Source organism: Limnohabitans sp. TEGF005, from assembly GCF_055394835.1.
In genome coordinates, this window is sequence record NZ_AP029226.1 from 2,707,324 (window position 1) to 2,720,840 (window position 13,517).

At 57.2% G+C, this 13,517-nt stretch carries 20 protein-coding genes; 5 read left to right on the forward strand and 15 right to left on the reverse strand.

Going from position 1 to position 13,517, the window contains the following annotated elements:
* Positions 1 to 17 precede the first annotated feature (17 nt).
* Complete coding sequence (gene yghU, locus ACZ5RG_RS13440; protein ID WP_315236854.1) at positions 18 to 890, forward strand: glutathione-dependent disulfide-bond oxidoreductase; 873 nt, start codon at positions 18 to 20, stop codon at positions 888 to 890.
* Position 891: 1 nt separating this feature from the next.
* Here the strand turns inward: yghU and ptsP are convergent, their stop codons facing one another.
* The 5 genes from ptsP to ACZ5RG_RS13465 are packed head-to-tail and all read right to left on the reverse strand — an operon-like array spanning position 892 to position 5,192.
* A complete protein-coding gene (ptsP, locus tag ACZ5RG_RS13445) occupies positions 892 to 2,643 on the reverse strand; it encodes a phosphoenolpyruvate--protein phosphotransferase (protein ID WP_312260809.1) in 1,752 nt (583 codons plus the stop codon).
* Positions 2,644 to 2,686: 43 nt separating this feature from the next.
* Positions 2,687 to 2,956, reverse strand: a complete 270-nt coding sequence (locus ACZ5RG_RS13450; RefSeq protein ID WP_298602876.1) for an HPr family phosphocarrier protein — start codon at positions 2,954 to 2,956, stop codon at positions 2,687 to 2,689.
* A complete protein-coding gene (locus ACZ5RG_RS13455) occupies positions 2,925 to 3,368 on the reverse strand; it encodes a PTS sugar transporter subunit IIA (RefSeq protein ID WP_312260811.1) in 444 nt (147 codons plus the stop codon). Before ACZ5RG_RS13455 ends, ACZ5RG_RS13450 begins: the two co-directional genes overlap by 32 nt.
* A 13-nt stretch (positions 3,369 to 3,381) precedes the next feature.
* Positions 3,382 to 4,647 carry an MFS transporter gene (locus ACZ5RG_RS13460; protein ID WP_315236851.1) on the reverse strand — a complete coding sequence of 422 codons (1,266 nt, stop codon included), beginning with the start codon at positions 4,645 to 4,647 and terminating at the stop codon, positions 3,382 to 3,384.
* Positions 4,644 to 5,192, reverse strand: coding sequence for a hypothetical protein (locus tag ACZ5RG_RS13465; RefSeq protein WP_298602868.1), 549 nt, complete (start codon positions 5,190 to 5,192; stop codon positions 4,644 to 4,646). Before ACZ5RG_RS13465 ends, ACZ5RG_RS13460 begins: the two co-directional genes overlap by 4 nt.
* A gap of 52 nt (positions 5,193 to 5,244) precedes the next feature.
* Between ACZ5RG_RS13465 and ACZ5RG_RS13470 the strand changes: the two genes are divergently transcribed.
* Entirely contained in the window at positions 5,245 to 6,489 is a 1,245-nt protein-coding gene (locus ACZ5RG_RS13470; protein WP_315236849.1) for a CaiB/BaiF CoA transferase family protein, read from the forward strand.
* Positions 6,490 to 6,543: 54 nt separating this feature from the next.
* Here ACZ5RG_RS13470 and ACZ5RG_RS13475 read toward each other — a convergent pair whose 3' ends face one another.
* Positions 6,544 to 7,206: a DUF4197 domain-containing protein gene (locus tag ACZ5RG_RS13475; RefSeq protein ID WP_464447324.1), complete on the reverse strand. Its 663-nt coding sequence runs from the start codon at positions 7,204 to 7,206 to the stop codon at positions 6,544 to 6,546.
* Between the two features lie 30 nt (positions 7,207 to 7,236).
* Here ACZ5RG_RS13475 and ACZ5RG_RS13480 point away from each other — a divergent pair, with 30 nt between their 5' ends.
* Complete coding sequence (locus ACZ5RG_RS13480) at positions 7,237 to 7,758, forward strand: TlpA disulfide reductase family protein (RefSeq protein ID WP_409418260.1); 522 nt, start codon at positions 7,237 to 7,239, stop codon at positions 7,756 to 7,758.
* A gap of 44 nt (positions 7,759 to 7,802) precedes the next feature.
* On the opposite strand, the gene ACZ5RG_RS13485 is transcribed toward ACZ5RG_RS13480, so the two are convergent.
* The gene (locus tag ACZ5RG_RS13485; RefSeq protein WP_298602859.1) at positions 7,803 to 8,255 is read right to left on the reverse strand and encodes a c-type cytochrome; all 453 of its coding nucleotides are present in this window, start codon (positions 8,253 to 8,255) and stop codon (positions 7,803 to 7,805) included.
* 95 nt (positions 8,256 to 8,350) lie between these two features.
* Between ACZ5RG_RS13485 and ACZ5RG_RS13490 the strand changes: the two genes are divergently transcribed.
* Both ACZ5RG_RS13490 and ACZ5RG_RS13495 read left to right on the forward strand, forming a co-directional pair.
* Positions 8,351 to 9,016 (forward strand): cytochrome b/b6 domain-containing protein, encoded by a 666-nt coding sequence (locus tag ACZ5RG_RS13490; RefSeq protein WP_464447325.1) that lies wholly within the window; start codon positions 8,351 to 8,353, stop codon positions 9,014 to 9,016.
* Positions 9,017 to 9,131: 115 nt separating this feature from the next.
* Positions 9,132 to 9,581, forward strand: coding sequence for a GNAT family N-acetyltransferase (locus ACZ5RG_RS13495; protein ID WP_464448212.1), 450 nt, complete (start codon positions 9,132 to 9,134; stop codon positions 9,579 to 9,581).
* Positions 9,582 to 9,644: 63 nt separating this feature from the next.
* On the opposite strand, the gene ACZ5RG_RS13500 is transcribed toward ACZ5RG_RS13495, so the two are convergent.
* From ACZ5RG_RS13500 to rplB, 8 genes are all read right to left on the reverse strand, one after another.
* Positions 9,645 to 10,151 (reverse strand): peroxiredoxin, encoded by a 507-nt coding sequence (locus ACZ5RG_RS13500; RefSeq protein WP_298602856.1) that lies wholly within the window; start codon positions 10,149 to 10,151, stop codon positions 9,645 to 9,647.
* 103 nt (positions 10,152 to 10,254) lie between these two features.
* Complete coding sequence (gene rpsQ / locus ACZ5RG_RS13505) at positions 10,255 to 10,524, reverse strand: 30S ribosomal protein S17 (RefSeq protein WP_019426898.1); 270 nt, start codon at positions 10,522 to 10,524, stop codon at positions 10,255 to 10,257.
* A gap of 9 nt (positions 10,525 to 10,533) precedes the next feature.
* Positions 10,534 to 10,728: a 50S ribosomal protein L29 gene (rpmC, locus tag ACZ5RG_RS13510; protein WP_019429303.1), complete on the reverse strand. Its 195-nt coding sequence runs from the start codon at positions 10,726 to 10,728 to the stop codon at positions 10,534 to 10,536.
* Between the two features lie 17 nt (positions 10,729 to 10,745).
* Positions 10,746 to 11,162 carry a 50S ribosomal protein L16 gene (rplP, locus tag ACZ5RG_RS13515; RefSeq protein WP_019426900.1) on the reverse strand — a complete coding sequence of 139 codons (417 nt, stop codon included), beginning with the start codon at positions 11,160 to 11,162 and terminating at the stop codon, positions 10,746 to 10,748.
* An 11-nt stretch (positions 11,163 to 11,173) separates the two neighbouring features.
* Positions 11,174 to 12,052, reverse strand: coding sequence for a 30S ribosomal protein S3 (gene rpsC / locus ACZ5RG_RS13520; RefSeq protein ID WP_019429302.1), 879 nt, complete (start codon positions 12,050 to 12,052; stop codon positions 11,174 to 11,176).
* 12 nt (positions 12,053 to 12,064) lie between these two features.
* The gene (gene rplV, locus ACZ5RG_RS13525) at positions 12,065 to 12,394 is read right to left on the reverse strand and encodes a 50S ribosomal protein L22 (RefSeq protein ID WP_019426902.1); all 330 of its coding nucleotides are present in this window, start codon (positions 12,392 to 12,394) and stop codon (positions 12,065 to 12,067) included.
* A 9-nt stretch (positions 12,395 to 12,403) separates the two neighbouring features.
* Complete coding sequence (gene rpsS / locus ACZ5RG_RS13530; RefSeq protein ID WP_007847809.1) at positions 12,404 to 12,682, reverse strand: 30S ribosomal protein S19; 279 nt, start codon at positions 12,680 to 12,682, stop codon at positions 12,404 to 12,406.
* A 10-nt stretch (positions 12,683 to 12,692) separates the two neighbouring features.
* Positions 12,693 to 13,517, reverse strand: a complete 825-nt coding sequence (rplB, locus tag ACZ5RG_RS13535) for a 50S ribosomal protein L2 (protein ID WP_019429301.1) — start codon at positions 13,515 to 13,517, stop codon at positions 12,693 to 12,695.

Below are 13,517 nucleotides of genomic sequence, written 5' to 3' on the forward strand. Positions count from 1 at the left end.
TCCTACTCAAGGCCGTCATGACCGATTCCAGCCCTTACACGCCGCCCCCCATCTGGACTTGGAACAAGGCCAATGGCGGACGCTTTGCCAACATCAATCGCCCCATTGCAGGGCCAACACACGAGCAAGAACTGCCCCGCGGCAAGCACCCGCTGCAACTGTATTCGCTGGCCACGCCCAATGGCGTCAAAGTCACGGTGATGCTCGAAGAGCTGCTGGCCTTGGGCCATGTGGGCGCTGAATACGACGCCTGGCTGATCCGCATCCAAGAAGGGCAACAGTTCAGCAGCGGCTTTGTCGGCGTTAACCCAAACTCCAAGATCCCTGCCTTGCTGGACTGCAGTGGCACTGAGCCTGTACGGGTGTTTGAATCGGGTGCCATCTTGTTGTACTTGGCTGAAAAGTTTGGTGCCTTTGTGCCCACCGACCCGGTGCGGCGGGCCGAGTGCCTGTCTTGGCTGTTCTGGCAAATGGGCAGCGCGCCTTACCTGGGCGGTGGCTTCGGTCATTTTTATGCCTATGCCCCCATCAAGATCGAGTACGCCATTGACCGCTTTGCCATGGAGGTCAAGCGCGAGATGGATGTGTTGAACCGGCGATTGGCAGAAAGCCGCTTCATTGCGGGCGATGACTACACCATCGCCGACATGGCCATCTGGCCTTGGTATGGCGGCATGGCCAAGGGCACGATGTACGAGGCAGGCGAATTTTTGCAAGTGCACGAATACGAACACGTCAACCGCTGGGCCGACGAGTTGGCCAAGCGCCCTGCCGTGCAACGCGGTCGCATGGTCAACCGGGTCATCGGGCCGCCCGAAATGCAGCTGCATGAGCGCCACGACGCAGGTGATTTCGACACCCGCACGCAGGACAAACTCGAAAAATCCTGACTCAGTTCGCCATCAAACCCGATGGCTCGTCTGAATCCAGCACTTGGCTGGCCCACAACGCCAACTTGGTCGTATCCGATCGCAAGACCTGTTGCTTGACGGACAAGATCTGCGACGGGTGCATGGAAAAACTGCGCAAACCCAGACCCAGCAGCAGCCGGGTCATGGCCACGTCGCCCGCCATCTCTCCACACACCGAAACGCCTTTGCCTTGGGCATGGCATTCGGCAATGGTGTCGGCTACCAGACGCAAGACGGCCGGATGTAAGGGGTCGTACAAGTGCGCCACCGATTCATCAGCCCGGTCAATGGCCAGCGTGTACTGAATCAGGTCGTTGGTGCCAATGGACAAAAAGTCAAAGTACTTGAGGAACAAGCGCAACGACAAAGCGGCCGCAGGAATTTCGATCATCGCACCCAGGCGCACCGGGCCATAGGCTGCACCTCGGCGGTCCAGCTCGTGCCGTGCTTGCTCGATCAAGGCCAAGGTCTGGCGAATCTCGCTGCCATGCGCGAGCATGGGAATCAACAAGTTGACTTTGCCGTGGGCAGCAGCACGCAAGATGGCGCGCAGCTGGGTCAAAAACATGGAAGGATCAGCGAGGCTCCAGCGGATGGCCCGCAAGCCCAAAGCCGGGTTCAAATGCGCGGCATCGTGCCGTGCTTCATCGAGCGGTTTGTCTGCGCCCACATCCACTGTGCGAACTGTGACGGGCAATCCGTTCATGCCATCCACAGCACGGCGGTAGGCCTCGTACTGCTCCTCCTCACCGGGCAAGTTGCCTTGGCGGCCCATGAACAAAAATTCGCTGCGAAACAGGCCAACGCCAACCGCACCTGCGGTGATGGCGGCTTGGGTGTCTTCAGGCATCTCGATGTTGGCCAGCAATTCGATTTTTTGGCCATCCAGCGTGACCGCCGGGGTGTGCCGCAGGCGTGCCAGACGCTGGCGCTCCAGATCGCCCTGGCGCTGCTTGAAGCCGTAATCGGCCAGGATGATGGGCGAAGGGTCCACGATGACCACACCGGCATCGCCGTCGATGATGACCCAATCGTCTTGCTTGACCAGCTGGCTGGCACTGCGTGCGCCCACCACCGCCGGAATGTCCAGGCTGCGGGCGACGATGGCGGTATGAGACGTCTTGCCACCCACATCCGTGACAAAGCCTGTAAAAACGCTTTGCTTGAATTGCAGCATGTCGGCTGGCGACAAATCGTGCGCCACCAACACCAGAGGCACATCCATGGTGTCGCCCAACTGCAGCTCTTGTTGGGGCCGTGCGGGCCTGCGCGCTTGCGTGACCAGCGAGCCTGTGCCTTTGAGGCAATGCAACACCCGCTCGGCCACCTGCTCCATATCGGCTTTGCGTTCCCGCAAATAGGGGTCTTCCATCTCGTCGAACTGGCGGGCAATGATCTCGAGCTGACTGGTCAGCGCCCACTCGGCGTTGTACAGACGCTCTTCAATCCATTGACGCACACCCGCCGTCAGCTCTTCATCTTGCAAAAGCATCAGGTGCACATCGAGCAGGGCCGTGAGTTCATGCGGCGCGTCTTTGGGCATGTCTTTTTGCAGCCGCTGCAACTCGTCCACCACGTCATCACGGGCCTTGCGCAGGCGTTTGATTTCCAGCGTCACCTGATCAGGCTGGATGAAATAGTGCGCCACATCGACCCGGCTGGAAGCAACCAGCACAGCGCGCCCAATCGCAATGCCCCGGGCGACCGCCAAACCGTGGATGCTGAAAGTCATGACATCCCCTCAGCACCCGTCAAGGATTTACGCCACGACATGCTCATTCGCCCTCGCCAAACTTGTCGGCCATCAACGCGAGCAGTGCATCCAACGCCTCCTGATCGCGCTCACCATGGGTCTCCACCAGCACTTCGCTACCCAAACCTGCCGCCAACATCATCACGCCCATGATGCTTTTGGCATTGATGCGACGCTCACCCTTGCTGAGCCAGACTTCGCACGGGAAACTACCCGCCAGCTTGGTCAGCTTGGCCGATGCGCGGGCATGCAAACCCAGTTTATTGCTGATGGTCGTTGTGGCTTGGGGCATGTCTCTTTCCTGTTTGATTTTGGGGCGCAGTGCTGCCCACGGGCATGACGCCTTGGGTGCCGCCAGCGTGGGCACGGGCGGCCAGCGCCTCCAGACTTTCATGGCGGTAACACACGCTGCGCAGCAGCATGGGTAAGTTGGCACCTGCCACCAGTCGGGTGTGCTGCCCATCATTGAGCTGCTGAGCCACGTTGCACGGTGTGGCGCCGAACACATCGCTGAGCAACAAGACTTGGTCTGTACCCAGCGCCGTCATGGCGCGACGAGCTTCAGCCAGCGTGACTTCAGGCGCGTCGTTTGGCCGCACATCGACAGCCAAGACACCCGAAGCGCAATCGGGGAACACGTGCAATGCACATTCACGCAAGGCATTGGCCAGCGGGGCGTGGGCGATGATGAGGATACCGATCATGAGGACTTCATTATCAGGTCTGATCCGGCTTGCTCAGGAGGAAATACACCCATGACAGGCATGAACACACCGCAAAACCCGCCAAAGCCACCTGATAGGCCATGACCGAAGGCAAGCCCAGGCTGCGCCCGGCATCCACCGCCAAGCCAATGCCCCACTGCACCACAAAGATGCCCGCGAAGATCACCAGGTTGTAAGCCGATAAGGCACGCCCAGCCAAATGCGCCGGAAAAGCCATGCCTACGGCAGGCTGGGCCAAGGCCACAAAAGTGCTGCATACGCAATACAACGCCAGGGCTGCCGCCGCCAAGCCGCCGATGGCAGCACCCAAGCCCACCAGCGCAGCGAGCACCACGAAAGTCAGGGGCAAACCCCAGGCGATCAAGCGCTCAACCGGAATGCCCCGGCGTGCCAGACGCGGAGTGACCATCCCCCAAAGCCAAAATGCCACCAGCATGCTGAGGTTGATGAAGAACAAACCTGTTGCCGCTTCATTGGCCGTCCACCCGGCCACTTGTGTCATCCAAGGGCCCGCCCACAGTGTTTGAATGGCGACCATGCCCCCGTAACTGAAAAAGCCGATGGGCGTCATGCGCCAAAAATAAGGGCTGCGCCAAATTTGACGGTAACTGCCGTCATCATCCAAAACGGGCATTGCATGGGCAACACCCATGGGCATGGCTTTTTGCCACTGCGGCACCACCAACGCGATCAGCACCATGGCCAGAGCAATCATCACCCCCAGCATGACAAACAGGGCGCGCCAACCCCAAATGGGCATGAGCCATTGCACAGGCAAGGTCGCCGCCAACATGCCCAGCGAACCGGTCATCAGCATCCACGAATTGGTGCGCAATTGGGTACTGGCGTCAAACCAGCGCCGATACCCGGTCAAAGGCGCCATCAGACAGGCGCTCACGCCCATGCCGCACAGCACACGAGCTGCCAGCAGGCCATGAAAACTGTCAGCCCACGAAAACGCCAGGCACCCCAACACGGCAAACGACAAAAAAGCCAGCACCACTTTTTTGGGGCCATGCCTGTCCAGCAAGCGACCCAAAGGCAACTGGGTCAGCGAAAAGCCCAAAAAGTACCCGCCCGCCAACAGGCCCAGGTCTTGCGCATTCAGGCTGAACTCCGTGAGGAGCGTGGGCGACAAAGTGGCGGTAATGGCACGCACCAAAGCCGAGAAAAAATACGCCAGCGCAAACGCCAAAAAGACCACCACGGCCATCCGGCGTGGCAATTGAGCGGGCTGAGCCAAAGTCGCAGCGGTCATGGTTTCAGCCCGTCAAACAAGGTATTGGCCATTTCGGGCGAAATTTGGCGGTCATACACCACCGCATGGATCAGCCGCACATGGTCGCCATCGGCCACAGCACCCCAGACGGCGGCCATGGTCACCGCATCCCCATTGGCCCGCAGACCTTGGGCCTGAATTCGAACAGACGAAGCCAGTGGCAATTGCCCTGGACGGTGCCAGTTCTGCAGCTGCTCAAGCGCCAAAGGCTGCTTGATCCGGGCGTTGTCCAGCGTGGCTTTTTGCCACCCGGACATCACGGCATTGGCATCGGCACCCGCCTGCAAAGGTGCGGTCATGACCGCCACGATGGCCGTGCCACTGTCGCAACCGACGACTTGCAAGTCCACAGCCACGCCCCCCAATGGCACAGAGCGCGTGGTGCGGTCGGGTTTACAAGGCAACTGGGCTTTGAGCGTGCTGCCGTCCAACGTGACTTCACGCCAGTTCTGGTCGGGGCTGCAGGCGCTCAAAGCAACGCTAAATATCAGGCTGGCCGTGACGGCCATGAAATGGTTTTGCATGGGGTGATTATCCTGATCAGCGACAGGCTGGATTTTTCGCGACAATGAATGCATGAATTCACTTGACGGTATCCGCGTTCTTGACCTCTCCCGCGTATTGGCGGGCCCATGGTGTACCCAGACATTGGCCGACCTGGGGGCCGATGTCATCAAAATCGAACGTCCCGGCAGCGGCGACGACACCCGTACCTGGGGGCCGCCTTTTCTGAAAGACGCCGAAGGTCAGGACACCGCCGAGGCGGCGTATTACTTGGGTGCCAACCGCAACAAACGGTCTGTGACCTGCGACATCGCCCAGCCTGAAGGTCAGGCGCTGATTCGCGAGTTGGTGAAGCATTGCCACGTGTTCGTTGAAAACTTCAAGGTGGGCGACATGGCCCGTTACGGCCTAGACTACCCCAGCCTGAGCGCCCTCAACCCCAAGCTGGTTTATTGCAGCGTGACGGGCTTTGGCCAGACCGGCCCTTACCGCGAACGCGCAGGCTACGATTACGCCGTGCAAGGCATTGGTGGCCTGATGAGCGTCACCGGAGAACGCGATGATCTGGGTGGCGGCCCCCAAAAAGTGGGGGTGGCCGTGGCCGATTTGTTCACTGGCATGTACGCCACAGTCGCCATTTTGGCGGCACTGCGTCACGCCGAACGCACCGGAGAAGGCCAGCAAGTGGACATGGCCTTGCTGGACACCCAGGTTGCCATGCTGGCCAATTTGGGCTCCAACTACCTCGTCAGCGGCAAAGTACCAGGCAGAGCGGGCAATGCGCACCAGAACATCGTGCCCTACCAAGTGTTTGAGGTCATGGCACCCGACGACACAGCACCAGGCACGCGCGACCACCTGATTTTGGCCGTGGGCAACGACGGTCAATTTGCCAAATTTTGTGCCGTTGCAGGCCATCCTGAATTGGCAAAGGACCCGCGCTATGCATTGAACGCTGACCGCGTACGCCACCGCGCAGAGTTGGTGCCCCAGCTCGAGGCGATCATGAAAACCCGGACCAAGGCCAATTGGCTGGGCGCACTGGAGGCCGCCAAAGTGCCCTGTGGTGCCATCAACACATTAGGGGAAGTCTTTGCCGACCCACAAGTGCAAGAGCGCGGCATGGTCAGCACTTGGTCACACCCGATCCAACCGGCCTTAAAACTGGTGTCCAGTCCCATCAAGATGAGCCTCACCCCCGTTCGCCAAGATCTGCCGCCGCCCATGCTGGGTCAGCACACAGCCGAAGTTCTGACCGAAGTGTTGGGCTGGACCGCAGAACAACAAGGCCCATTGCGCGGCAAAGGGGTGATTTGACAGCGCGTCATTTGCCGCGTCGCGCGGCACGCCAACCTCTTATCCAGCGAGCGTTTAGCGCAAAGCACCAAACACTTTGCTCAGCAAGGCACTGCCTGCCTGGGCTGGGTTTTGTCGAATTTTCTTTTCCTCTTCGCCGATCATGAAATACAGACCATCGAGTGTTTTGTCTGTGACATACGACTCCAGTTTGGCTTTGTCTTTGTCCAACAAGCCGATACCCGACAGCTTGACCGCCACGGCGTTGAACTGATCCACCACGCCGAGTTTTTCGAGCGATTGCCTGACTGTTGGCATGAACTCCACAGCCAAGGGTGTTCGCGTCTTGCCGGCAAAAAATTGCGTCACTGCATTCTCGCCTCCTTGCAAAATGCCCTTGGCATCCTGGACCGACATTTTCTGAATGGCTTGGGTCAGCAGCTTTTTAGACAGCGGCACCGCAGCTTCGGCCGCACGGTTCATCTGCAAGTTCAGTTCATCCAGTTGTTTACCCATCCCCAAAGTTTTCAACAACTTGGCACCTTTGTTCACCGAGTCTGGCAGGCCAATGCGCACCTTGTCATTGCCCCAGAAACCATCTTGCACACCCAACAACTGCACTGCCATCTCGCTGCCTTTCTCGAGCGCCAACTTGAGCCCCTTAGACGCATCGCCCGAAGACAAGTCAGCCAATCCGATGGCGTGTGCTGGCGCAATCACCAAACAACCCGCGGACATCACGAACGTATTAAACTTTCGACGATGAAGATGCATTTGAAAACTCCTTTGAAGCGCCAGCCAATTAGCCGGTCTGTGTTGAATTGGGCCTGCGCCCTTGGTTTGTCATTGGCCCTTGGGGGCTGCTCTTCTGAACGTGCGCCCGAATCTTCCTTCGTTTTGCTCGACGGCTCCACAGTCACGTCACAGCAATTGCAAGGAAAAGTATCTTTGGTGAATTTTTGGGCGACCAGCTGCACCACATGTGTGGCCGAAATGCCCGAACTTGTGGCCACATACAACAAGTTCAAAGACAAGGGCTATGAAACAGTGGCCGTGGCCATGCGCTACGACCCGCCCAGTTATGTTGTGAATTTCGCGCAAACGCGCCAATTGCCGTTCAAGGTCGCAATTGACAACACCGGAGCCGTGGCGCGCGAATGGGGTGATATCCAACTCACCCCAACCACCTTCTTGGTGAACAAGCGCGGCGAGATCGTCAAGCGCTATGTAGGTGCACCCAACTTTGTTGAGCTGCACCAACTGATCGAAAAGTTACTGACACAATCCTGAGCCGGTTGCTCCACAGCGGCTCGCGGCTCAGGCTCAAAACACTTTCAATCTTTGCGGAAGTTATCGTGACAAGCTTTGCATGACGCCGCTGCCGGACCAAAAGCCGCCTTCAATGCCTCCACATTACCGGCCTTGGCAGCCATGTTCAATTTCGCCATTTCGGCTTGCATCTTGTCAGCCGCCTCTTTGTATTTGGCTGACTCTTTCCAGATTTCAGGCTTGGCGCGTGTTTCTCCTTTGTCCGTGCCTTCCCCAAATGCGGCCCACGGCAACTTGGACATTGTGGTGACCAGCTCGGCATTGTCAGCTGCGACTTTTGCATCGTAGGGCAAGCGCCCATTGGCCATGGCACCAAGTCGACCAAAATGCGTCGCCATGACGGTAAAGCTGGCTTTTCGGTATTTGATGGCATCGTCGGGTTTGGCAAACTGGGCTTGGGCGGGTACAGCCAAGGTCAATGCCATTGCGGCGGCCAACAGGTTCAATATCGTTTTCATGTGTGACTCCAATCAATTTAAACGGTGCGCAAAGCCTTATGCTTTTAAACTGTTTCAGTCTCGCATAATTTTGCTTATTCGCACAGGTGTCATTGATGATGTTTACCGTCCGCATATGGGATTTACCCACTCGCCTTTTTCACTGGGCTTTGGTAGCCTGCATCGTCGCCCTGCTCATCACCGGCAATGTGGGTGGGGACGCCATGGCTTGGCATTTCCGCTTTGGATATGCCGTTTTAACGCTTGTGTTTTTTCGCTTGGCCTGGGGCCTTTGTGGTGGCTTTTGGTCACGCTGGGCACAACTGCCCATAAGCCCACGTCATGTAGGGGCCTACCTGAAAGGGCACTCTGACATCCGACATCTTGCTGGCCATAACCCCTTGGGGTCTTTGTCGGTGATGGCACTCCTTTGTGTTTTGCTGCTCCAAGTGGGGACCGGCTTGGTCAGTGACGATGAAATCTCCAACATGGGTCCACTGTCCACTTTGGTTTCTGGCACGGTGGTGACTTGGGCTAGCAGTTGGCATAAAAATGTTGGCAAACTCCTTTTGATCGCATTGATTGCGATGCATTTGCTGGCGCTGGTTTGGTACCGTTTTCGCAAACATCCACCACTCGTTCCGGCCATGTTGCACGGCAACAAAACACTGCCCGAACCTGTCCCTGACTCTGCCGATAACTGGAAGAGCCGCGTGCTGGCACTGATCTTATTGGCCTCGGCGGCATTGACCGTGGCAGCCGTCGTGTCGTTAGGTGGGTGACACAAGTACAAGTGATGCGCCTTTGGCACAAGCTACACTGTCGCTGTTTTATTTGATGTTTACATTGCACAAACTCACTGCACAACTCCTGCCGCCATCCAGTGTCAAAGACTGGATGGAAACACGCGCTATCTTTCAGGAATATGCGGCCAGCCTGGATGTAGATCTGTGCTTTCAGGGCTTTCAGGGCTTTCAGGATGAACTTGCGGGTTTGCCTGGCGATTACGCCGAGCCACGTGGAACAGTCTTGCTGGCTTGGGTTGACGGCGCTGTTGCTGGTTGCTGCGCCTTAAGGCCGCTTGATGCATCGGATTACACCAATGCCAGCGAGATGAAACGCTTGTATGTTCGCCAAGCATTTAGAGGTTTGGGCTTGGGTCGGCAGTTAACAGAAGCCATTCTCGATGCTGCGCGCAAGGCCGGCTACAGCTGCGTGTTGCTCGACACACTCGACGAGATGGAGTCGGCCAGAGCACTGTATGAAGACCTCGGGTTCGAAGAGATTCCCCCCTACTATCACAATCCCCATGCCGGAGCGCATTACCTCAAAGTCGACATCGATTGATGTTGTCAGTGATGCAATAAAAAAGGGACCCAAGGTCCCTTTTTTTATTTTGATCACCCGTGATCAGCCTTTTGCTTGCGCCAGCAAAGTGGCGGCATCACTGACTTCGAATTTTCCAGGACCCTCGACGTTCAAGCTGGCGACTTTGCCATCTTTGACCAACATCGAGTAACGGTTACTGCGCACGCCCATGCCACGGCTGGTCAGGTCCAGCGTCAAACCAGTGGCTTTGCTGAAATCGGCACTGCCGTCGCCCAGCATGCGAACCTTGGTGCCAGTATTCTGATCACGAGCCCACGCACCCATCACGAATGCGTCGTTCACGCTCACACACCAGATTTCATCAACGCCTGCAGCCTTCAAGGCGTCATGATTTTCAACATAGCCAGGAACATGCTTGGCCGAGCAGGTTGGCGTAAAAGCACCTGGCAAAGCGAACAAGGCGATGGTTTTCCCGGCGCTGGCTTTGGCCACGTCAACAGGGTTCGGGCCAATGCTGCAGCCGTTGCCTTCTACTTCGATGAATTCCATCAGGGTGCCCGCAGGCAGGGTGTCTCCGACTTTGATCAAGTTGTGCTCCAATTTTTGAAAAGGCAATAACGCCGAGGTAAAAAAAAACGACCCACCATTGTGGGTCGTTTTCTGAAAGTTTGCAGAAGTCAGGCTTTTGGGCTTAGACGGCTGCAGCTTTCTGAACCAGGCGAGTAGCCACCCAGTTTTTGGTCTTCGAAATCGGACGGCTTTCCGTGATTTCAATAGTGTCGCCCAAGTGAAATTCACCTGTTTCGTCGTGCGCATGGTATTTGCTCGACTTGGCCACGATCTTGCCGTAGAGCGCGTGTTTAACACGACGCTCAACCAGCACGGTCACGGTCTTGGCGCGCTTGTCGCTGACCACCTTGCCAATCAAGGTGCGCTTGAGGGATGTTTTAGCTTCCGTCATGGTCACTCCTTACTTGGCGGCTTGCTTTTGGGCAAGGATGGTTTTGGCACGAGCGATGGAACGACGGGTTTCGCTCAACGTTCCGGTATTGCCGAGTTGTTGCGTGGCTTTTTGCATACGCAGACCAAAGTGGGCTTTTTGCAGCGCTTTGATTTCGTCTTTCACACCAGCAACGTCTTTTTGGCGCAGTTCAGCAGCTTTCATTTCTTGTTTCTCCTGAATTACTGGCCGATCATACGTGCCACAAAAGTGGTACGCAGAGGCAACTTGGCAGCGGCCAATTTGAAGGCTTCGCGGGCCAACTCTTCTGGCACGCCTACGATTTCGTAGAGCACCTTTCCGGGTTGGATCTCGGCCACGTAGTATTCGGGGTTACCTTTACCGTTACCCATACGCACTTCAGCAGGCTTGGTGGAAATCGGCTTGTCAGGGAACACACGAATCCAGATACGACCACCACGTTTGACGTGACGGGAAATCGCACGACGTGCGGCTTCGATCTGACGGGCCGTCAAACGGCCACGGTCTGTGGACTTCAGGCCGAAGTCACCAAACGCCACCGTGTTACCACGGGTAGCGACGCCGGTGTTGCGGCCTTTCTGTTCCTTGCGGAACTTTCTGCGAGCAGGTTGCAGCATGTTGTTACTCCTTATTGACCGTCAGCTGCTGCAGCTGGCGCGGCGACTGTGCGTACGCGCTTAACGGCGGGTTTGGCATCACCACCTGCACCGGCGGGCTTGTCGCTACCGTCAGTGGGGGCTGTGTTGGTGCCAGCGGGGCGACGTGGGCCACCACGACGATCACCTGTTGGGCGATCACCAGGACGGGCGTCACGACGTGGACCACGTGGGCGGCGCTCTTCTTCGGCACGTGGCTCAGCCAGTGCAGGAGCATCGTTGCGACCCAAAGTGTCACCTTTGTAGACCCAGACCTTGACACCAATGATGCCGTAGGTGGTCTTGGCTTCGGAAGTGGCGTAGTCGATGTCAGCGCGCAGGGTGTGCAATGGCACACGACCTTCGCGATACCACTCGGTACGCGCAATTTCGATACCGTTCAAACGGCCAGCCGACATGATCTTGATGCCTTGGGCACCCAGACGCATGGCGTTTTGCATGGCGCGCTTCATGGCGCGGCGGAACATGATCCGCTTTTCGAGCTGTTGCGTGATGCTGTCAGCGATCAATTGCGCATCGATTTCAGGCTTGCGCACTTCTTCGATGTTCACTGCCACTGGCACACCCAAACGAGCAGCGAGTTCTTTCTTGAGCAACTCGATGTCTTCGCCTTTTTTGCCGATCACCACACCTGGACGAGCCGAGAAGATGGTGATGCGGGCGCTCTTGGCTGGACGCTCGATCAGCACGCGGGAAACCGCGGCGTTCTTGAGCTTGGCCTTGAGGTACTCACGCACCTTGATGTCTTCAGCCAGCATGCCGGCGAAGTCTTTGTTGCTTGCGTACCAGCGGCTTGCCCAGTTACGGCTGATGGCCAAACGGAAGCCGGTAGGATGGATTTTTTGTCCCATGTTTCTTCCTGCTTAGTTGCCAACCGTCACATACACATGGCATGTGGGCTTGCTGATGCGGTTGCCACGGCCTTTGGCGCGGGCGGTGAAACGCTTGAGCGTGGTGCCTTGTTCGACGTAGATGGTTTTCACCTTCAACTCGTCGATGTCAGCACCGTCATTGTGCTCAGCGTTGGCGATGGCGGACTCCAAAACCTTTTTGACAATGCCAGCAGCTTTTTTCTGCGTGAAAGTCAAAATGTTCAGAGCTTGATCCACTTTTTTACCGCGAATCAAATCGGCGACCAAGCGGCCTTTATCGACCGACAAACGGACGCCCCGGAGGACTGCACGTGTTTCCATGGTCTTTCCTTATTTCTTCTGGACTTTTTTGTCCGCAGGGTGACCCTTGAATGTCCGGGTCAGTGCGAATTCGCCCAATTTGTGGCCAACCATCTGGTCGGTCACATAAACAGGAACGTGTTGCTTGCCGTTGTGAACGGCGATGGTCAGACCGATGAAATCGGGCAAAACCATGGAGCGACGCGACCATGTCTTGACGGGCTTTTTATCTTTGGTGGCAACGGCTTTTTCAACCTTGGCCAACAAATGGTGGTCAACGAATGGACCCTTTTTGAGAGAGCGTGTCATTGTCTAACCCTTACTTCTTGCGACGCGACACGATCATGACCTGTGTGCGCTTGTTGTTACGGGTACGGTAGCCCTTAGTGAGGTTGCCCCACGGGTCTACTGCATGACGGCCTTCGCCGGTACGGCCTTCGCCACCACCGTGCGGGTGATCCACCGGGTTCATGGCAACGCCACGAACTGTTGGGCGGATACCCATCCAGCGCTTGACACCGGCCTTGCCCAATTGGCGCAGGCTGTGTTCTTCGTTGGCGACTTCACCAATCGTTGCGCGGCACTCGATGTGGATCTTGCGAACCTCACCGGAGCGCATGCGCACTTGAGCGTAGATGCCTTCACGAGCGAGCAAGGTTGCCGAGGCACCAGCCGAGCGGGCGATCTGAGCACCAGCACCGGGCTTGAGCTCGATGCAATGGATGGTCGAGCCCACTGGGATGTTACGGATAGGCAAAGTGTTGCCAGCGCGGATAGGCGCCTCTGGGCCCGACAACAGGGTTGCACCGGCTTCAATGCCACGTGGGGCAATGATGTAACGGCGCTCGCCATCGGCGTAGCACAGCAAAGCAATGTGCGCAGTACGGTTTGGATCGTACTCAATGCGCTCGACTTTCGCCGGGATCGCATCTTTGTTGCGCTTGAAATCGACCACGCGGTAGTGGTGCTTGTGACCACCGCCTTTATGGCGAGTTGTGATGTGACCGTTGTTGTTACGGCCCGACTTCTGGTGCTGGGGTTCCAGCAACGGAGCGTAGCCTTCACCTTTGTGCAGGTGGTCACGGGTGACCTTCACCACGCCACGACGGCCTGGGGATGTCGGTTTGATCTTGATGACAGCCAT